Annotated in this window: 15 protein-coding genes; 14 read left to right on the top strand and 1 reads right to left on the bottom strand. The window is 42.3% G+C overall.

The window, feature by feature from the left end:
* Nucleotides 1-71 precede the first annotated feature (71 nt).
* The 4 genes from PW220_RS06110 to PW220_RS06095 all read left to right on the top strand — a co-directional run bounded on the left by PW220_RS06110 (nt 72) and on the right by PW220_RS06095 (nt 8,708).
* Nucleotides 72-3,182: a DNA polymerase III subunit alpha gene (locus tag PW220_RS06110; protein ID WP_248055134.1), complete on the top strand. Its 3,111-nt coding sequence runs from the start codon at nt 72-74 to the stop codon at nt 3,180-3,182.
* An 82-nt stretch (nt 3,183-3,264) separates the two neighbouring features.
* On the top strand, nt 3,265-4,275 hold the full coding sequence (gene pfkA / locus PW220_RS06105) for a 6-phosphofructokinase (RefSeq protein WP_105117977.1): 1,011 nt from the start codon (nt 3,265-3,267) through the stop codon (nt 4,273-4,275).
* Nucleotides 4,276-4,338: 63 nt separating this feature from the next.
* Nucleotides 4,339-5,844, top strand: a complete 1,506-nt coding sequence (pyk, locus tag PW220_RS06100; protein WP_248033257.1) for a pyruvate kinase — start codon at nt 4,339-4,341, stop codon at nt 5,842-5,844.
* A gap of 137 nt (nt 5,845-5,981) precedes the next feature.
* Nucleotides 5,982-8,708 carry an IdeS/Mac family cysteine endopeptidase gene (locus tag PW220_RS06095; protein ID WP_248055135.1) on the top strand — a complete coding sequence of 909 codons (2,727 nt, stop codon included), beginning with the start codon at nt 5,982-5,984 and terminating at the stop codon, nt 8,706-8,708.
* A 39-nt stretch (nt 8,709-8,747) separates the two neighbouring features.
* On the opposite strand, the gene PW220_RS06090 is transcribed toward PW220_RS06095, so the two are convergent.
* Nucleotides 8,748-9,854, bottom strand: coding sequence for an NAD(P)/FAD-dependent oxidoreductase (locus PW220_RS06090; RefSeq protein WP_248055136.1), 1,107 nt, complete (start codon nt 9,852-9,854; stop codon nt 8,748-8,750).
* 85 nt (nt 9,855-9,939) lie between these two features.
* Between PW220_RS06090 and PW220_RS06085 the strand changes: the two genes are divergently transcribed.
* The 10 genes from PW220_RS06085 to PW220_RS06040 all read left to right on the top strand — a co-directional run bounded on the left by PW220_RS06085 (nt 9,940) and on the right by PW220_RS06040 (nt 20,985).
* Nucleotides 9,940-10,560, top strand: a complete 621-nt coding sequence (locus PW220_RS06085) for a GDSL-type esterase/lipase family protein (RefSeq protein ID WP_248055137.1) — start codon at nt 9,940-9,942, stop codon at nt 10,558-10,560.
* A 38-nt stretch (nt 10,561-10,598) separates the two neighbouring features.
* Complete coding sequence (gene lepB, locus PW220_RS06080) at nt 10,599-11,141, top strand: signal peptidase I (protein WP_105117972.1); 543 nt, start codon at nt 10,599-10,601, stop codon at nt 11,139-11,141.
* A 185-nt stretch (nt 11,142-11,326) separates the two neighbouring features.
* The gene (glmS, locus tag PW220_RS06075) at nt 11,327-13,141 is read left to right on the top strand and encodes a glutamine--fructose-6-phosphate transaminase (isomerizing) (RefSeq protein WP_248055138.1); all 1,815 of its coding nucleotides are present in this window, start codon (nt 11,327-11,329) and stop codon (nt 13,139-13,141) included.
* 158 nt (nt 13,142-13,299) lie between these two features.
* Nucleotides 13,300-15,060, top strand: coding sequence for a PTS mannitol transporter subunit IIBC (locus PW220_RS06070; protein WP_248055139.1), 1,761 nt, complete (start codon nt 13,300-13,302; stop codon nt 15,058-15,060).
* 29 nt (nt 15,061-15,089) lie between these two features.
* On the top strand, nt 15,090-17,042 hold the full coding sequence (locus PW220_RS06065; protein WP_248055140.1) for a BglG family transcription antiterminator: 1,953 nt from the start codon (nt 15,090-15,092) through the stop codon (nt 17,040-17,042).
* A 1-nt stretch (nt 17,043) separates the two neighbouring features.
* A complete protein-coding gene (locus tag PW220_RS06060) occupies nt 17,044-17,481 on the top strand; it encodes a PTS mannitol transporter subunit IIA (protein WP_248055141.1) in 438 nt (145 codons plus the stop codon).
* Nucleotides 17,482-17,494: 13 nt separating this feature from the next.
* Nucleotides 17,495-18,631, top strand: coding sequence for a mannitol-1-phosphate 5-dehydrogenase (locus tag PW220_RS06055; protein ID WP_248055142.1), 1,137 nt, complete (start codon nt 17,495-17,497; stop codon nt 18,629-18,631).
* A gap of 213 nt (nt 18,632-18,844) precedes the next feature.
* Nucleotides 18,845-19,486: an amino acid ABC transporter permease gene (locus tag PW220_RS06050; protein ID WP_248055143.1), complete on the top strand. Its 642-nt coding sequence runs from the start codon at nt 18,845-18,847 to the stop codon at nt 19,484-19,486.
* 9 nt (nt 19,487-19,495) lie between these two features.
* Nucleotides 19,496-20,128, top strand: a complete 633-nt coding sequence (locus tag PW220_RS06045; RefSeq protein ID WP_044764579.1) for an amino acid ABC transporter ATP-binding protein — start codon at nt 19,496-19,498, stop codon at nt 20,126-20,128.
* Between the two features lie 14 nt (nt 20,129-20,142).
* Entirely contained in the window at nt 20,143-20,985 is an 843-nt protein-coding gene (locus tag PW220_RS06040; protein WP_248055144.1) for an amino acid ABC transporter substrate-binding protein, read from the top strand.
* The last annotated feature ends 165 nt before the right edge of the window (nt 20,986-21,150 follow it).

Raw genomic sequence — 21,150 nt, 5'->3', positions numbered from 1 at the left:
TTTGATTGCATTTCTTGAAAAAATTTTCCTAGAATATTTGGTATAATAGAAGAAATAAAAAGGAGAAGACCATGCTGGCACAACTAGATACAAAAACCGTCTATACCTTTATGGATAGCATGGTGACCATTGAAGAATATGTAAGTAGAGCCAAGTCGCTGGGCTACCAAGCCTTGGGGATGATGGATAAGAATAGTCTATATGCGGCTTACAGTTTTATGGAAACTTGTCAGAAGGCAGGAATACAGCCAATCATCGGTTGTGAATTGGACTGGCAGTTGGAGGGGCAGGAGCGAGAAGTGACAACTCAGTTGATTGCCTTGACCACCAAGGGCTATCGAAATCTCTTGAAAATATCGACTGCAAAAATGACTGGACAGGATAACTTTGAAGATATTCGCCAGTATTTAGTGGATATCGCTATCATCATTCCCTACTTTTCAGGGATTGAAGAGCTGGATATTGGGCTGGATTATTATGTCGGAGTGACAAGGGATACACCTGTTCAAGATTTTCATGGCCCGATTTTTCCTATGCATACCGTTCGTTTCTTTGAAGAGGAACAGTTGGAGAGCTTGCAGTTTCTTCATGCCATTCGGGATAATGTGCCACTCAATCAAGTGGCGGATATAGACAAGCGACAAATTCTTTTATCTGCGGATAGTTTAACCAGTCTATTTTCCAGTCGCTTTCCTCAGGCGCTAGACAATCTGCGTGATTTGGTAGCAGGTATTTCCTACCAATTAAACACTGACTTGAAGTTACCTCGTTTCAACCGTGAACGACCTGCGGTGGAAGAATTGCAGGAGAAAGCCTATCAGGGCTTGGAAGAAAAAGGATTGACGGGGGCTGTCTATCAGGAACGCCTGGAAAGAGAGTTGTCCATTATTCACGAGATGGGCTTTGATGATTATTTTTTGATTGTCTGGGACCTGCTCCGCTTTGGACGTAGTCAAGGCTACTATATGGGGATGGGACGTGGTTCTGCGGTGGGGAGCTTGGTTGCCTATTCCTTGAATATTACAGGTATTGACCCCGTTAAACACCAGCTGCTCTTTGAACGCTTTTTAAATAATGAACGCTATAGCATGCCGGATATTGATATCGATATTCCAGATATTCATCGCCCTGACTTTATTCGTTATGTACGGGATCGCTATGGTAGGACTCACGCTGCCCAGATCGTGACCTATTCAACCTTTGGTGCTAAGCAGGCCATTCGCGATGTTTTCAAACGCTTTGGAACTCCTGAGTATGAGTTGACCAATATTACCAAGAAAATCTCATTTAAGGATAATCTTTCATCAGCATATCAACGTAACGCAGCCTTCCGGCAGATTATCAACAGTAAAGTCGAGTACCAAAAAGCCTTTGCCATTGCTCAGCAAATCGAGGGCCAACCCCGTCAGACTTCCATTCACGCAGCCGGTGTGGTCATGAGTGACGAGGAATTGACAAATACCATTCCCTTGAAAATAGGGGATGATATGCTGGTGACCCAGTATGACGCCCATGCAGTAGAGGCCAATGGCTTGCTCAAGATGGACTTTCTTGGTCTGCGAAATCTGACCTTTGTACAAAAAATGGCAGAAGGGGTTCGAGAACGCTACCAGAAAGAAATTGACATTGCCCAGATTGATTTAGAAGATAGAAAAACCTTGGAACTCTTTGCAGCGGGAAAGACCAAGGGGATTTTCCAGTTTGAACAACCGGGTGCCATTAGCCTGTTACAACGGGTTCGCCCAGAGCGATTTGAGGATGTGGTAGCCACTACCAGTTTGAACCGACCTGGTGCCAGTGATTACTCGGATAATTTTGTCAAACGCAAACATGGGCAGGAAAGAATTGACCTGCTGGATCTATCCATTGCACCGATTTTGGAAGGGACCTACGGCATCATGCTCTATCAGGAGCAGGTTATGCAGATAGCTCAGGTCTATGCAGGTTTTACATTGGGGAAAGCCGACTTGCTTCGTAGGGCCATGTCCAAGAAAAATGTCCAAGAAATGCAGGCCATGGAAAACGAGTTTCTGGCAGGTGCGCGTGAGCGGGGGCATGAGGAAGGAAAAGCCCGAGAAATTTTTGCCATGATGGCCAAGTTTGCAGGTTACGGTTTCAACCGCAGTCATGCCTATGCCTATTCGGCCCTAGCCTTTCAGATGGCCTACTTTAAGAGCCATTATCCAGATGTCTTCTTTGACGTCATGCTCAATCATTCAAGCAGTGCTTACATCGAGGATGCCTTGCAATTTGACTTTAAAGTTGCCAAGTTATCTATCAATACCGTACCCTACTATGATAAGTTTGACAAGGATCAGATTTTTCTGGGCTTGAAAACCTTGAAAGGTCTGCCTAAGGATTTTGCCCTCTGGATACTGGATCAACGGCCATACAAGTCTGTGGAAGATTTTGTCTTGAAACTTCCTGACAATTATAAGAAGAAAGAACTCTTGCTCCCTCTTATTCAAATCGGTTTGTTTGATGAGTTTGAAAGCAATAGAAAGAAAATTCTAGAAAACCTAGACAATCTCTTTGTCTTTGCTGAGGCATTTGGGACCTTTTTTGCGGAGGAAAATTATAGCTGGACGGAGGCAGAGGATTTTAGTGAGGCTGAAAAATTCGAATTGGAACAGGGCTTGTTGGGAGTTGGTATTAGTCCACATCCCTTGGTCAACATCTGCCGTGAGTCCAAGCGAGCTCTTACAGACCTAACTGATTTGGTGGCTGCTAGTCGGGTGACCATCCTAGTACAAATTCAATCCATCCGCTTGATTCGGACTAAGAAAACGGGTGAACAGATGGCCTTTCTTCAGGTAACCGATACCAAGAGAAAGCTGGATGTGACGCTCTTTCCAGAAAGTTATCGTCAATTTTCTCAAGACCTGAGAGAAGGGACAATTGCCTACATGACAGGAAGGGTACAGGAGCGAGATGGACAAATGCAACTGGTTTTAGAACAAATGGAGCCAGTCAGTCTGGAAAAATTTTGGATTTTGTTGGAAAACAGGGAGCATGACCATGCAGTTGCTCGGATTTTGGAAAAATATAAGGGAAGTATTCCGGTCATTCTCCACTATCAAGATACCAATCAGACTATTCAAGCGGAGCATTATAAGGTTATGAAAACGCCTCAATTAGAGGAAGAGTTGAGAGAATTTGTCATGAAAACGGTTTTTCGTTAAAAAATGGCAAAAAGTCAAGCAAGTTCTGCCTAAGTGTGTTATAATAAGGCAGTTAAATTGAAAAGTAAAAGGAGCAAATGAAATGAAGCGTATTGGTGTTTTGACCAGTGGTGGCGATGCCCCTGGTATGAATGCTGCCATCCGTGCAGTTGTTCGCCAAGCAATTTCAGAAGGGATGGAGGTCTATGGTATCAACGAAGGCTACGCTGGTATGGTAGCCGGTGATATTCACCCATTGACAATCCGTTCAGTTGGTGACATCATTTCTCGTGGTGGTACTTTCCTTGGTTCTGCTCGTTACCCAGAATTTGCCAAGTTGGAAGGCCAACTGAAAGGGATTGAGCAGTTGAAAAAACACGGTATTGAAGGTGTTGTTGTTATCGGTGGTGATGGTTCTTACCACGGTGCTATGCGTTTGACAGAACATGGTTTCCCTGCAATCGGTGTACCTGGTACAATCGACAACGATATCGTTGGTACAGATTTCACAATCGGTTTTGATACAGCTGTTACAACTGCTATGGATGCTATTGATAAGATCCGTGATACATCATCTAGTCACCGTCGTACTTTCGTTATCGAAGTAATGGGTCGTCATGCAGGTGATATCGCTCTTTGGTCTGGTATCGCTGCTGGTGCAGATGTTATCGTTGTTCCAGAGGAAGACTTTGATATCAAAGATGTAGTTGCTAAAATCAAGCAAGGCTATGAAACTGGTAAGAAACACAGTATTGTTGTTTTGGCTGAGGGTGTTATGCCTGTTACCCAATTCGCTGAAGAATTGAAGGCTGCTGGTGATGTGAGTGATCTTCGTGTAACGGAACTAGGTCACATCCAACGTGGTGGTTCACCAACTGCGCGTGACCGTGTCCTTGCTTCACGCATGGGTGCTCATGCTGTTAAATTGCTCAAAGAAGGTCGCGGTGGTCTTGCTGTTGGTATCCGAAATGAGCAAATGGTTGAAAACCCAATCCTTGGTACAGCTGAAGAAGGAGCCTTGTTCAGCTTGACAGAAGATGGTAAGATCATTGTCAACAACCCACACAAGGCTGACTTGGGTCTTGCTACCTTGAACAGAGAAATCTCGTTCTAATTTCTGAATACATTTGTTAACTAGGGTCATAAGACCAGTATATTTAAAAGGAGTTTTTGTTAGATGAATAAACGTGTAAAAATCGTTGCAACCCTTGGTCCTGCGGTAGAAATCCGTGGCGGTAAAAAATTCGGTGAAGATGGTTACTGGGGTGAAAAACTAGATGTTGAAGCTTCAGCAAAAAATATTGCCCAATTGATTACTGAAGGTGCTAACGTATTCCGTTTCAACTTCTCACATGGTGACCACCAAGAGCAAGGTGATCGTATGGCGACTGTACGTCGTGCAGAAGAAATCGCTGGTAAAAAAGTTGGTTTCTTGTTGGATACAAAAGGTCCAGAAATCCGTACAGAATTGTTTGAAGGTGAAGCTAAAGAGTTTGCTTACACAACTGGTGAGAAAATCCGTGTTGCAACTAAGCAAGGTATCAAGTCAACTCGTGAAGTCATCGCTTTGAACGTTGCTGGTGGCTTGGATGTCTTTGATGATGTTGAAGTTGGTAAACAAGTTCTTGTTGACGATGGTAAGCTTGGCTTGACTGTTGTTGAAAAAGATGCTGAAAAACGTGAATTTGTAGTAGTTGTTGAAAACGACGGCGTTATTGCTAAACAAAAAGGTGTAAACATTCCTTACACTAAAATTCCTTTCCCAGCGCTTGCAGATCGTGATAACGCAGACATCCGCTTCGGTTTGGAGCAAGGTTTGAACTTTATCGCTATTTCATTCGTTCGTTCTGCAAAAGACGTAGAAGAAGTGCGTAACATCCTTAAAGAAACAGGTAATGAGCACGTTCAACTCTTCTCAAAAATCGAAAACCAACAAGGTATCGACAACATTGATGAAATCATTGAAGCTTCAGATGGTATCATGATTGCTCGTGGTGACATGGGTATCGAAGTTCCATTTGAAATGGTTCCAGTTTACCAAAAAATGATTATCACGAAAGTGAATGCAGCTGGTAAAGCAGTGATCACAGCGACAAACATGTTGGAAACAATGACTGAAAAACCACGTGCAACTCGTTCAGAAGTTTCAGACGTATTTAACGCTGTTATCGACGGTACTGATGCTACAATGCTTTCTGGTGAGTCTGCAAACGGTAAATACCCAGTTGAGTCTGTTCGTACAATGGCAGCAATCGCTAAGAATGCACAAACTCTTTTGAACGAATACGGTCGTTTGAATTCAGATAACTTCAATCGTGCTTCTAAGACAGAGGTTGTTGCATCAGCTGTTAAGGATGCTTGCCATTCAATGAACATCAAGTTGATTGTTACTGTTACTGAAACTGGTTATTCAGCACGTGCTATCTCTAAATACCGTCCAGATTCAGACATCTTGGCTGTAACCTTCACTGAAAAAGTTCAAAAATCAATGATGTTGAACTGGGGTGTCATTCCAGTTGTGACTGAAAAACCAGCTTCAACTGATGATATGTTTGACTTGGCTGAGCGTGTTGCTAAAGAGCAAGGTTTGGTTGAAGCAGGCGATGATATTGTTATCGTTGCAGGTGTTCCAGTAGGTGTTGCTGGTTCAACAAACACTATGCGTATCCGCACTGTAAAATAATGTATAAAGAAAAAGCCTATTCAATCAAGCTCCTTAGTTTGAATGATAGGCTTTTTGTTTGAATATATGGTATGATTTTGCAAAATTCAAATTGTATTGATATAATATGAGGTGAATAAGTTGAAAGAGATGGACATATGGGCATTCACATTCGTTTTTCGTTGAGAAAACTAGCAGTTGGTTTAGTTCCAGTAGCTTTTCTTTTTCTTACCAATCAATTTACTCTATCTGCCAAGGCAGAAATGATTTCTGCTTTGGAAGGAGAAGCTATCCAGGTGGAGGGAGCTTTGGTACCACAGTCGCTTGAAATCATAGAGGAGGCAGAAGAGCAAGAGAATGCTGGCGCGCTTACAGGTCTGAATATTTTAGTGGAAAGTGACAACCTAGCTCAAGCTAGTGAGAATGAAGTAGCCCCTTCTGAGCAGGAAAATGAGTTGCTTGAACCGAATGTTGATCAGCTTTTAGATCCTACTAGTATCGAAATCCATGCAGACTTGGAGACGATGGTCATCCCTGAGCACGAAGATAGTAGCCTCCCTTCTAATCTACCAGTAGCAGTTCAGAAAGATGTGGTTGAACAGCCTATCAGTTTTTATACTAGCGAAGATGGTCAGTACAGAGAAATTATTTGGGCACAAGGTATAACGCCTCCTAGCATGGGGCAAGGTGGTGATTTTAAAAAAGAAGTAACGGGAGAATTCATTGAGTATACCATGCCTTATATAGCCGGAAAGGGTTATTATGATGCAAATAAGAGCTTGGATGCTTCCTTAGAAGATTTGAACTTGTGTTTTGCTGCCGTTTCTTCTAATATGTTGCATTGGTGGTTGGAACAGAATGGTCCGTATGTTCAGCGTTTCATTGAGGAAAAATATAGTTCAGCAGAAAATCAGCAAGATTATCCTTTGACGGATGTACGACGCTATCCAAATTCTTTTGAAGACCAACAAAATAGCCGTATTTTTAACCTTTTCAAGACCTACTATGGGCACCGCTTGAATGGTTTTGTGTCTGATGCTTTGGTGGACTTATTTATCAATGGCTACTCCCCTAAAAATCATGGAGGGGTCAATTTAGAAAATCCAGATTTAGTGCCAGATAAACGGGGTGGTTTTTTCCATGAGGTCTTTCACGAGAAAAAGCTGACTGACCGAATGTATAGTGGAGATTACCGCTATTTTGGGAATTTGGTTCGAACCAACTTAGAAAATCAAAGCTTGCTTGGCCTGTCCTATAGAACCTTTGGGACGACTACTCATATTGTAACGGTATGGGGAGCAGAGTATGATGATAAGGGGCAAATTCGTGCGGTCTACATTACGGATTCTGATGATCAGCATGGTCCCATTGGTTTGAAACGAATGGGTATTACCCGTGATACTTCTGGAAATCCTCGTCTGAATAATAATGTTGTCAGAAATTCTTTTGGTTCACACTTGGACTACGTTCATACCATCAATCTTGGTAGGAAGCACTGGGAAACTTATTTCAATGGATTGGAAGATGAAAAACAGACTGCTAGACAGAAGCTTTCTGAAGCTAAATTAGTCTTACACCAAGCTATTCGTGATCAAGAGGGTTTTTCGGAGAAGGAAGAAAGGTCTTATATTGCCCTAATCAAAGAAACATATCTTGAGGGTCTGGAGCAAATCAATCAAGTTAGGGAAAAGCAGGAACTATCAGAAATCTTGCAATCCGCTCTGCAAAGTTTACGGATTCCCATGAAATCTGTTGGGCAAGCTCTAGCTTACGATAGACCGTTTGGGAATCTTATTGTTCATGGAAACTCAGTTCGACACGAATTGCCCTCAGGTCATCTATCTATTCATGGTGATTCAGTTAAATATGACTTGCCCTTAGGTCATCTATCTATTCATGGTGACTCAGTTAAATATGACTTGCCTTTAGCTCATCTATCCATTCATGGTGATTCAGTTAGATATGATTTGCCTTTAGGTCATCTATCTATTCATGGTGACTCAGTTCGACATGATTTGCCTTTAGGTCATCTATCCATTCATGGTGATTCAGTTCGACATGATTTGCCTTTAGCTCATCTATCTATTCATGGTGACTCAGTTAAATATGACTTGCCTTTAGGTCATCTATCTATACATGGTGATTCAGTTCGACACGAATTGCCCTCAGGTCATCTATCTATACATGGTAATTCAGTTCGATACGAATTGCACTCAGGTCATCTATCTATTCATGGTGATTCAGTTAAATATGATTTGCCCTTAGGTCATCTATCTATTCATGGTGATTCAGTTCGACATGATTTGCCTTTAGGTCATCTATCCATTCATGGTGATTCAGTTCGACATGATTTGCCTTTAGGTCATCTATCCATTCATGGTGATTCAGTTCGACATGATTTTCAAGTAGGATACATTTCAATTTTTAGCAGTACTATCAAAGAGAAAGATACAAAAATAGAAAATGTAAGTGAATCAAGGAATAGGATGGCGGAGACGGTTCATGTGATAACTAGTGTTAATGATAATGAATTTCCTTCTCTTCAGTTAAAACATTTAAATCATTTGGAAGCAGCCTCTCAAGAATCTACTAGATTCGAACTTATAAATTATGGCTGGTATTTCGTAAGCCATGATGAGATGATTTTCAAAAATGAAACAGTAGATGGACAACAAGATGCTAGCCTTGCTAAAATTGGAAGTACACTGTCCCAACAACAAGATACATCTACACAGGAAAAACTAGTAAAAGTAATGATAGACTCAAAAGATGAAATGGAGAGTAGCCATGTTCCCTTGCCTTATTTGGCTGTTTTTGCTCTCTTAGTGACGGGCTTAATGAGTTACTGGTTATTGGCTTCATCATTTTTAAAAAGGAAACAGTAAATAAAAAGGCTACTCATAGCGAGTGGCCTTTTAGCTATATTATAGTTTTTGGATATAGTTATTAGGTGAATAGGCAGTACGGTCGAAACTGGTTTCCTTCCCTAAAATTTCTTGCGCGATCTGCCAGCCGATGAATGGACCATTTGTCAAACCAGAGGAACCTAGACCGCTAGCAACCCAGACATTCTTCATGTCTTCGATATTACCATAAAATGGTGCATAGTTTGAAGTGTAGGCACGGGTTCCGATCCGTGTTCTGGCAACGGAATAGTTGGCTAGGTCTGGCATAAATTCAGCAGCCTTATCTTGCATAGCTTGGACTTTTTCCGGGTCAAGTGTCAGGTCGTAGTCCATCTTATCCTCGTGTGTAGCTCCAATGATGATTTTGCCATTTTCGAAAGGCAAGATGTCAATTTGCCCATAGGGCATACAGACTGGCCAGTTATTAGTGTCGTATTGGGTATCTAATTCTAACAATTGTCCTTTTTGTGGACGAACATCAACCTGATAACCAAGAGGTTCTAGGATATGTGGTAGCCAGGCACCTGTAGCTAGGATGATGTGGTCGGCTGTCAGCTCTTGTCCATCTAGTTCGATAGTGTGAGCGTCTAGCAATTTTGCCTGTCCTTGTAGACGCGCTCCGCCATTTTTCAAAACTTCTTCTTGCAAAATGTCAATCAAACGCCCACCATCGATACGGCCGCCTCCTTCTAAATGAATGCCGTAAAAGTCAGGTTTGAGGAGAGGGAGATAATCGCTGATTTCTTCGCCTTGCAAGCTTGTAATTTGACCAATGGTGGGAGTATCGACACGGCGGTCTTCCGCAATCTTTTGGATTTTTTCTAGCAATTCTGGCTTGCTCTTCAAGCCGATTGTTCCAGTTTGCTTGAAAGGAATATCCTTGGCTCCAGTAGCCTCTAAATCTGCGACTAATTTGCGATAGAAGACTGCGCCTTCGGAAGTCAGTTTATACCAATCTTTATTTTTCTTTTGAGCCATCCAAGGGCAGATAATCCCAGCAGCAGCACGGGTAGCGGTGCCGACACCGTGGTCAATGAGGGTGAGGTTGACAGTTTCATCTTGGGAGAGGTAGAAGGCGGCTGTTGAGCCGACAATCCCTCCGCCTATAATCATCACGTTTTTCATATGTTCATTATATCACAAATTCATGGGTTTATTTATTTTTTTCAAGATGGTACAATAGATAAATAAGAAAAACAGAGGAGTTCACGTGTCAGATATTATGTATCCAGAGGTCCTGACAGTCGGAAGTGGGGCCATAAAAGTTGCAACAGTTGGCGATAGCCTGACCTACGGTTACGGACTGGAGAACCGTGAAAAAGATGCCTATCCTTGTATTTTAGCAGAGAAGCTGGGGCATCTTTATCAGGTGTCTAATTTCGGTTTGAGCGGCCGTTCGCTTCAGTCGACGTCGGATTATCCCTATTTTAAAGAGAAAAATGCCCAGTTGTCCCTTGAGAGCGAGGCGGACATTGTCATTATCATGATTGGCAGTAATGACAGCCGTGGTCCTTACTGGAATAAGGAGCGATTTATTAGCGAATACAAGGAAATGGCAGAGCGGTACTTGAGTTTACCTAGTCAACCAGATCTTTACTTGGTCATTCCACCATTCGTGCCAACCAGTCGCTTCGGGCTCAATAATCAGATTATTGAAGACGAATTACAAGTCATTATTGCAGCAATTGGTCAGGAATTGGATGTGCCAGTTATCAACCTCTATCCCTTAACCAAGGGGCATTTGGAATATTATAGCGATGGCTTGCACTTGACACCTCTTGGAAATCAAGTCATTGCAGAGGAAATATACCATCATCTTATCAATGGATAGCCTGAGTTTATGGTATAATAGTATTGATTGGAGAGATTATGGTAAAGAGAGATTTAGTAAAGCAGATAAGTTTGGTCATTCTGTTGATTTTAGGATTGATTGGTTTGAGAGTATGGTTTTTTGAACCAGTAACTATCACATCCCAGATGGCAAATGACTATATCAAAGAAGGCGACTTTATTGTAACTGTTCGCAAGGCTGACTTAACACATGGGGATTTCGTTCTCTATAGGCATGAAGGTAAAGAATATGTCAGTCGCATTATAGCCATAGAAGACGAAACAGTTACATATATGGATGATGTCTTATATAAAAACGATGTGATTGTTGCAGAGAATTATTTGCATACTCCGTCTTCTCAAGAGAGTTATACAGAAGATTTCAATCTCACAACCCTGACTGGTGGCCAACATATCAGTATTCCCAAAAAGCATTATCTGGTTCTGAACGACGTTCGGACAAATAGACAGGACAGCCGTAGCTTTGGTTTAATTGCTGAAAAACAGATTATTGGGCGACTGACCTTCCGTTTAAGTCCCCTCTCAGAATTTGGCTTTATCAAGACAGGACTGGTCCAGTAGGACTGGTCTTTTTTTCAATCAATTTTCTGGTTTATTTTCAAAATCTGACTAGACCAATTTTTTTCTTGACAATAGATATGACTTGTTATATACTGATTTCACTGGTCTTTTTCTTAAAAAAGTTGACTAGACCAATTTATGAAAAAATGAAAGCCGATGTTAAGAAACATCGTAGGTGAAATGATATGTGTGGAATCGTTGGTGTTGTTGGAAATACAAACGCAACTGATATTTTGATTCAAGGACTTGAAAAATTAGAATACCGTGGTTATGATTCAGCAGGTATTTTCGTAACAGGTGGGGAGCAGGCTCACTTGGTAAAAGCAGTAGGTCGCATTGCTGAATTATCTGCAAAAGTTGGCGATAAGACTGAGGGAACAACAGGAATCGGTCATACGCGCTGGGCAACTCACGGTAAACCAACTGAGGACAATGCCCACCCACATACCTCACAAACAGGTCGTTTTGTACTTGTTCACAACGGTGTGATCGAAAACTACCTCGAAATGAAAAACGACTACTTGGCTGGTCATGATTTCAAAGGTCAGACAGATACAGAAATTGCTGTTCATTTGATTGGGAAATTCGTAGAAGAAGACGGCTTGTCTGTATTGGAAGCCTTCAAAAAAGCTCTTCATATCATCCAAGGTTCTTATGCCTTTGCCTTGATTGATGCTGAAAATCCTGATGTCATCTACGTTGCCAAAAACAAATCTCCACTTTTGATTGGTTTGGGCGACGGATACAACATGGTCTGCTCAGATGCCATGGCTATGATTCGTGAAACCAGTGAATATATGGAAATCCATGACAAAGAATTGGTAATCGTGACCAAAGACAGTGTTCAAGTAACAGACTATGAAGGCAATGCCATTGAGCGTGGCAGCTACACGGCTGAATTGGACTTGTCAGACATCGGTAAGGGGACTTATCCGTTCTACATGCTCAAGGAGATTGACGAGCAACCAACTGTTATGCGTAAGTTGATTTCAACCTATGCAGATGCGGACGGTAAGATGACAGTTGACCCTGCGATTGTGAAGGCTGTGCAAGAAGCAGACCGTATCTATATCTTGGCGGCAGGTACTTCTTACAATGCAGGTTTTGCTTCTAAGAACATGATTGAAGCCTTGACAGATACCCCTGTTGAGTTGGGCGTGGCGTCTGAGTGGGCCTACCATTTGCCAATTCTTAGCAAGAAGCCACTCTTTATCCTCTTGACCCAGTCAGGTGAAACGGCAGATAGCCGTCAGGTCTTGGTGCGTGCCAATGAAATGGGTATTCCAAGTTTGACTATTACAAACGTACCTGGCTCAACTCTTTCACGTGAAGCGACTTACACTATGTTGCTCCACGCAGGTCCTGAAATTGCGGTAGCTTCTACAAAAGCCTACACTGCTCAGGTAGCTGCTCTTGCCTTCTTGTCAAAAGCTGTCGGTGAAGCAAATGGCAAACAAGAAGCCATCGACTTTGACTTGGTACATGAGTTGTCCATCGTTGCTCAGTCTATCGAAGCGACCCTTTCTGAGAAAGACTTGATTGCAGACAAGGTTGAAAAACTCTTGGCAACGACGCGTAATGCTTTCTATATCGGACGTGGTACAGATTACTATGTAACTCTTGAAGCAGCTCTAAAGTTAAAAGAAATTTCTTACATTCAAACAGAAGGTTTTGCGGCTGGAGAATTGAAACACGGAACCATCTCCTTGATTGAAGACGGTACTCCAGTTATCGCTCTGCTTTCTGCCAATGAAAAAGTTGCCGCTCACACGCGTGGTAATATCGCAGAGGTAGTTTCCCGTGGTGCTAACACTTTGGTCGTGGTGGAAGAAGGCTTGGACCGTGAAGGTGATGATATTGTTGTTAACAAGGTGCATCCATTCTTGTCAAGCATCTCTATGGTGATCCCAACTCAGTTGATTGCCTACTATGCATCCTTCCAGCGTGGTCTGGATGTCGATAAACCTCGTAACCTTGCAAAAGCAGTTACGGTTGAATAATAGATAGATATAAAGACGAATGTAGCTGGCTTCTTGCCAATGCATTGGTCTTTTTTATTTTTGAAGATTGCTTTGTCACAAAAATTGTGACAAGATTTGAGTTTTATTGTGTTAAGAGGTTTTGTATAATAAACTTACAAAATAGGAGGAAAAATAATATGGAAAATACTTCAATTCGTGTTCGTCTTCAAAAACTGGGGACAACGCTGTCTAACATGGTCATGCCCAATATCGGTGCCTTTATCGCTTGGGGTGTCTTAACCTCACTCTTTATTCCAACAGGTTGGTTGCCAAATGAAACCTTTGCGACCATTGTTGGTCCTATGATTACCTATCTCTTGCCACTCTTGATTGGTTACACAGGTGGTTATAATGTCTATGGCCAACGCGGTGGTGTGATGGGTGCCATCTTGACCATGGGTGTGATTGCTGGTTCTAGCGTTCCAATGTTTATCGGAGCTATGGTAGTTGGTCCATTAGGAGCAATTGCAATCAAGAAATTTGATGAGAAAGTACAACCAACTATCCGTCCAGGTTTTGAAATGTTGGTTAATAACTTCTCTGCTGGTCTGATTGGTTTCGCCTTGATGCTAGTAACCTTTAAGATTGTTGGTCCATTTGTTGAAAGTATGACAGGAGTGATTGGTGATGGTGTACAAGCTATTGTCGATATGAAACTCTTGCCACTTGCTAATATCATCATTGAGCCAGCTAAAGTTCTCTTCCTAAACAATGCCCTTAACCACGGTATCTTTACCCCTCTTGGAACAGAGCAAGTATTGGAAGCCGGTAAGTCTGTTCTCTTCCTCTTGGAAGCTAACCCTGGTCCAGGTCTTGGTATCTTGCTTGCTTATGCCTTCTTTGGAAAAGGCTCTGCTAAATCATCTTCATGGGGTGCAATGGTCATTCACTTCCTCGGTGGTATCCATGAAATCTACTTCCCATATGTGATGATGAAACCAGCTCTCTTCCTTGCGGCTATCGCTGGTGGTGTATCTGGAACTTTTGTTTTCCAAACTCTTAATGCAGGACTTGCAGCAGCAGCATCTCCAGGTTCAATTATTGCTATTACTGGTATGGTGCCAAAAGGTGATGGCTACCTTGGAAACGTATTCGCTGTATATGCAGGTGTTCTTGCAGGCGCTCTTGCTTCATTCTTGGTAGCTTCTATCATCTTGAAAGCTGACAAGTCAGAAGGAGAATCATTAGAAGCAGCACAGGCTGCAACAAAAGCTGCCAAGGCTGTTGCAAAAGGCCAAGCGGTCGAAACAGTCGCAGCAGAAATCTCAGCAAATTCTGTTAAACAAATCATCTTCGCATGTGACGCTGGTATGGGTAGCTCTGCTATGGGTGCTTCGCTTCTCCGTGATAAAGTTAAAAAAGCTGGATTGGACATTCCTGTTACCAATAAGGCTATTGCCAACTTGCAAGATACAGAATATACCTTGATTGTTACTCAGCAAGAATTGGCGGACCGTGCTGCTCAACGTACCCCACGCGCTATTCATGTTGCAGTTGATAACTTCTTAACCTCACCAAAGTATGATAAAATTGTTGCTAAACTAGTCGGTCAAGCCCAAGAGGTTTCTCCCAGGCAAGTAAGTTTAGAAGCAGAAGCAGAAGTAGATTTGAACTACATCGACGAAGTGGTCTTTGCCTATGGTCAAGCCCAAGGTTCTGCTACAATGGGTCAAGCAACTCTAGCAGCTATCTTTAAAAATAAGGGGATTGGTATTCCAGTTGCCACTGTTCCTTATGATACATTAGCAGAGCACAATGCTAAAAACATTCTGATTGTTACTACTATCGCCAAACAAGCAGAAGTACAACAGGCTGCTCCAAATGCGCAACTCTTGGTAGTTGATAGTCTAGTGACTACACCAGAGTATGACAAAATTGTCGCTCGCATGCACAAGTAATTTTTGAAACAATGTAGTATAATAAAGCTATGCTATTAACAAAACGTGAAGAACAATTGATGAAAGCTTTCCTCCAAGTAGGGAAGCTTTCATTGAAAGAAATGGCTGATATTTTACAAGTGTCCTCACGAACGGTTTATCGGACCTTGTCTGATTTGACAGATTTTTTGGTCGAGCATGAAATCGATTTGGTTAAGGACGGGAAGAAGTATTATTTGTCTGGTGATTTGTCGGCTCTGGAAGACTACAAGACTTTGGATTCCTATTCTCCTAGTCAACGCTTGGAACTCATGACCTATCAGCTCTTGACCAGTCAGGAAGTGATAACCAATGAACAATTTCAAGAACAGTTCTTAGTTTCCAATGTGACGGTCATTCAGGATATTGCAGTCATTGAAAAACGCTTGGCGGATTTTGACCTGTGTCTTGTGCGTCACAAAGGTTATGGAATAGAGGGTACAAATAGTCAGAAAAGGCGACTTTTAGCTATCCTTTTAGCCAATGCGATTGCTATTCAAGACTTCTGGCAGGATGATTATGACAACTATCCAAGTTTGGACAAGGAAGTAGTAGAGGAAAGTCGTCGTGCCTTTGAAAGTCACCAAACTGTTTTGGGTGATATTGATTCTAAACTTAAGCAGTTGCTGATTATTCTCTTGAGCCTAGCTGACAATCAGGGAGAGCTAGACCATAGAGTTGGCGTTTCCAAGGAAGCCTTGGATTTTTCCCAGAAGGTCTTCATGCGTCTGGCCCAAGCCAGCAAACGCTTTTACAGTATCCAAGAAATTATCTTCTTTGCAAGTATCTTAGATGAGTTGATTATCAAGCGCCAGGAGGTGCCACTCTTCCGGGAAAGCTTTGATAGTAGCTTCTACTACAATATCTCCCAGCTGATTGACTCGGTATCACGCTTTACCAAAATTGATTTTATCAAGGATCGGCTTCTCTTTCCTCTGCTATTTAATCACATTCGTTTAAGTTTGGCAGTGCCTATGCTCTTTCCAGATCATGCCACGACCAATGTTGCCTATCTGGCTACCCAGAAAAATCCCTTCCTACATCGACTGGTCAGCTTGGTTATGCAGGATATCTTCCCGACCTACTTACATAATGAATATGAGTATGAACTGGTCACCCTGCACTTTGCATCAAGCTTGCGCAGAAGTCCAGACATTTATCCAATTCGTTTGCTCTTGGTGACGGACGAAAGACCGCTGACGACAAGTGTTTTGGTGTCAAAAATCAAAAATATCGCACCTTTTGTGGAATGGATTGATGTGCAGAGTACGACAAATCTGTCTCAGTTGAACTTGGAGCACTATGATTATTGCCTGACAACCAAGCCTGTCGGACAAGACGGACTGGCTTTGATTTCTACCTTCCCAAATACCCAGGAAATTCTGGACTTGCAGGAAACCCTACAAACTATTCAAGAAAATCGCACGGTCTTGATACGGGAAGACATCAAAGAGGAGCATCATTACGATCTGCAGGCCTATTTAAAAGCCAGTAGCCAAGTCTTGCAATCCTTTCGCTTAATCCAGCTGGGTCAACAGGCTAGTTTTGAAGAGGCAGTGGTAGCTGCTGTTGGAGAGTTGGACCATGTGGCTGATAGAGCCTACTTGGCAGACAAACTATTGACACGTTTTGCTGCCAGCCCGCTAGCCATTCCTCAGACAAATCTAGCCCTCATACATACTCAGTCTAGTCAGGTGAGCCGTAGTCAATTTGTCATCGCTGAATTGGAAAATAGTGTTTCTGCTCTTTCCATGAACAATCAGCAGGAAGAAGTTCAACGCATTTTGGTCATGTTGACGCCGATAGGCGAGAGGGAAGAAGTCCGCGAATTGATGACCGCCATCAGTCAATCCATTATCGAAAACAAACTTTATACAGAGATTTACCGGACGGGCAATCAGGAAATCATTTACCAGTTGCTCAATTCAATCTTTACCGAAACTATCAAGAAATTGGAGAAATAACATGGAATTACAACAGAACCTTATTAAACTAAACCAGGCCTTTACAACGAAAGAAGAGGCTATTCGCTACTGTGGACGTCAGTTGGTTCAAGCTGGTCATGTCAATGAAGCCTACATCGAGGCAATGATTGAGCGGAACCAAGAATTGTCTGTTTATATGGGCAATTTTATTGCCATTCCTCATGGAACAGATGCGGCGAAAAAGGAAGTCCTATCATCAGGTATTACAATAGTGCAAGTGCCAGCAGGTGTTAACTTTGGTACAGAAGAAGCTCCGAAAATTGCGACTGTCCTCTTTGGAATTGCAGGCGTGGGCGATGAGCATTTGGATATTATTCAAAAGATTTCAATTTTCTGTGCGGATGTGGACAATGTGGTCAAATTGGCAGATGCTCAGTCAGAAGACGAAGTAATCGCCCTGTTAAATAGTGTAGGATAAGGGAGAAGAAGAGATGAAACAAGCAGTTCACTTTGGAGCAGGAAATATCGGACGTGGCTTTATTGGAGAAATCTTATTTGAAAACGGCTTTGAGATTGCCTTTGTCGATGTTAATGAAACCATTATTGATGCCTTGAACCAGCGTCATGCTTACGAGATTGAAATAGCAGAAGAAGGTCAACGCCATATCGCAGTTTCAGGGGTGCGTGGGATTAACAACCGTCTTAATCCTGAAGAAGTTGTCACAGCTATTGCTACAGCTGATTTGGTAACGACAGCTATTGGACCAAACATCCTGCCTTTCATTGCTGGCTTAGTTGCTGAGGGGATTGAAGCCCGTCGTCAAGCAGGCAATACCCAACCGTTTGATGTTTTGGCTTGTGAGAATATGATTGGTGGCTCTGCCTTTCTTTACGAAGAAGTCAAAAAACACTTGTCAGAGGAAGGTTTGGCTTACGCAGCAGAGTTTGTCGGCTTCCCAAATGCAGCGGTGGACCGCATTGTCCCAGCCCAAAGTCATGAAGATCCACTCTTTGTCGTAGTTGAGCCTTTCAATGAGTGGGTGGTTGAAACCCAGGGCATGAAAAATCCAAACTTGAAGCTAGAGGGTGTTCACTATGAAGCGGACTTGGAGCCTTTCATTGAACGTAAACTCTTCTCTGTCAACTCAGGTCATGCGACTTCTGCCTACACAGGTGCGCATTTTGGGGCGACCACTATCCTAGAAGCCTTGCAAAATCCTGAGGTGAAAAGCAAGGTTGAGGCTGTGCTGGCAGAAATCCGTAGTCTTTTGATTGCCAAATGGAACTTTGACGAGCAAGCCTTGGTGGACTACCATAAAGTCATCATTAGCCGCTTCGAAAATCCTTATATCGTGGATGACATTGCCCGCGTAGCTCGGACGCCAATCCGTAAGCTTGGTTATGACGAACGCTTTATCCGCCCAATCCGTGAACTCCGTGAACGTGGCTTGTCTTATGATAACCTCCTTGCGACTGTCAGCTATATCTTTGGTTACAAGGATGAAACAGATGAGCAATCCGTTCAACTGCAAGCTCTTTTGCAGGAAAAATCCTTGCCAGAAGTTGTAGCAGAAGTGACAGGCTTGACAGAACCAGCCTTGATTGAAGAAATTGTAGCTATCATCTAAATTGCGCCTCTAGTGTGTGGAGGTTTACAAATGAACTAAAGCGAACAAGTTTTTCTGTTTTGCAGAAAATGAACCTTGTTCGCTTTTCATTTTGATGGCTTTTGCAATTTTATACAATTTATAGGGAAATTATTAGAAAATTGAAAACTTTTCTTTGTAATACAAGATATTTTCTGCTATACTAGAACCTAATCATTCTTTTAGGAGAACTTTATGGATTATGTTATGGAAGTTCTGCCCAGTCTATTAAATGGTGCAGTGGTTTCCCTGCAAGTATTTTTTCTAGTATTGTTACTGTCCTTGCCTCTGGGAGCTGTTTTTGCCTTTTTGATGCAGATTAAGTTCAAACCCTTGCAATGGCTCTTGCATTTCTATGTTTTAATTATGCGTGGGACCCCCTTGCTCTTGCAACTGATTTTTGTTTATTATGTTCTGCCAAGTGTTGGTATTACCTTTGACCGCATGCCTGCTGTTATTCTGGCCTTTACCCTCAACTATGCGGCCTATTTCTCTGAAATTTTCCGTGGTGGTATTGAGGCCATTCCCAAAGGTCAGTATGAAGCAGCTAAGGTCTTGAAATTTACACCTGTTCAGACCATTCGCTATATCGTATTGCCCCAGGTCGTGAAAATTGTCCTACCAAGTGTTTTCAATGAAGTCATGACCTTGGTCAAGGATACATCCTTGGTCTATGCCTTGGGTGTTAGCGACCTCTTGCTTGCCAGCCGTACAGCAGCCAACCGTGATGCTAGCCTAGCCCCTATGTTTATCGCAGGTGCTATCTATCTCTTGATGATTGGAGCTGTGACCCTTGTTTCTAAGCAGGTAGAAAAGAAATTTGACTATTATAGATAGGAGGAAGTCATGTTAGAACTACGCAATCTATCCAAACGATTTGATAATAAACAGATTTTCTCCAACTATGATTTGGTTATTCCAGAGGGGAAAATCATTGCCATCGTTGGTCAATCAGGCGGTGGAAAGACAACTCTTTTACGGATGTTGGCTGGTTTGGAAACCATTGATTCAGGTACCCTGATTTACAACGGTCAGGAACTGCCACTTGAGGAGTTGGGTAAACGACATCTGCTGGGCTTTGTCTTCCAAGACTTCCAGCTTTTCCCACACCTATCCGTATTGGAAAACTTGGTTCTCTCTCCTATGAAAACGCAGAATATGTCGCGTTCAGAGGCGGAAGACAAGGCCCTTAAACTCTTGGATACTCTTGGCCTAGCTAACCATGCTACTGCCTATCCGTTTTCGCTATCGGGTGGACAAAAGCAACGTGTGGCTTTGGCGCGTGCTATGATGATTGATCCTGAGATTATCGGCTATGACGAACCAACCTCTGCCCTAGATCCTGAATTAAGAAAAGAAGTCGAAAAACTCATTCTTGAAAATAGGGCTACTGGAATTACGCAAATTGTGGTCACCCACGATATGCAGTTTGCTGAAAATATCGCAGATGAAATCATCAAAATTGAACCAAAACACTAAGAAAAGGAACAAATATGATGATGAATATGAAAAAAATGATGCTTGGAGCTGCGGCTCTTGTAACGACTTTTGCCCTTGCTGCTTGTGGCTCAAGCCAGTCAACGACCAAGTCTGATAATTGGTCAACTTACGAATCTGAAAAGTCCATCACAATCGGGTTTGACAAGACTTTTGTCCCAATGGGCTTTGAAGAAACAGATGGTAGCTACACTGGATTTGATATTGATTTAGCAACGGCAGTATTTGATAAATACGGTATTGCTATTGAATGGCAGCCCATTGACTGGGATTTGAAAGAAACCGAATTGAACAATGGAAACATTGATTTGATTTGGAATGGTTATTCTGTAACAGATGAGCGTAAGGAGAAGGTCCTCTTTACAGATTCTTACATGGATAACCAACAAGTCCTTGTGACGAAAAAATCATCCAATATCAGTCAAGTATCTGATATGAAGGACAAGCTCTTGGGCGCACAAGCAGGTTCTTCAGGTTATTCAGTCTTTGAATCACAACCTGCCATTTTGAAAGACATTGTTCAAAACAATGACGCTAGTCAATACGCTACATTCAATGAAGCCTTGATTGACTTGAAAAATGATCGTATCAATGGTCTCTTGATTGACCGTGTGTATGCCAACTACTACTTGCAACAAGAAGGTATCATCGCAGATTACAACATTATTGATGCTGGATTTGAAAATGAGACTTTCGCAGTCGGTGCTCGTAAGTCAGATACGACACTGGTTGAAAACATCAATAAAGCCTTTACAGAATTATATAGCGATGGAACCTTCCAAGAAATTTCACAAAAATGGTTTGGTGAAGATGTTGCTACAGATGCAGTAAAAAACTAATAATATAAGAAAAAGAGCCATGTGCTCTTTTTGTATAGTCGAATGAATTAGCTTTCAGACAAGGAACTGAGGTGCAGGCAGCTAGAACAGCCTAAAGGCTGTTCTAGGTTGGTAGTAAGACTTGCGAAGCAAGTCACTTTCGTGGAGTACGGCAAGCCGAAAGTG

The sequence above is a fragment of the Streptococcus sp. 29892 genome, assembly GCF_032594935.1.
Taxonomy (GTDB): Bacteria; Bacillota; Bacilli; order Lactobacillales; family Streptococcaceae; genus Streptococcus; species Streptococcus hyiners.
Note: the sequence above shows the minus strand (reverse complement) of the source record. Positions and strands in the feature narration are given on the sequence as shown.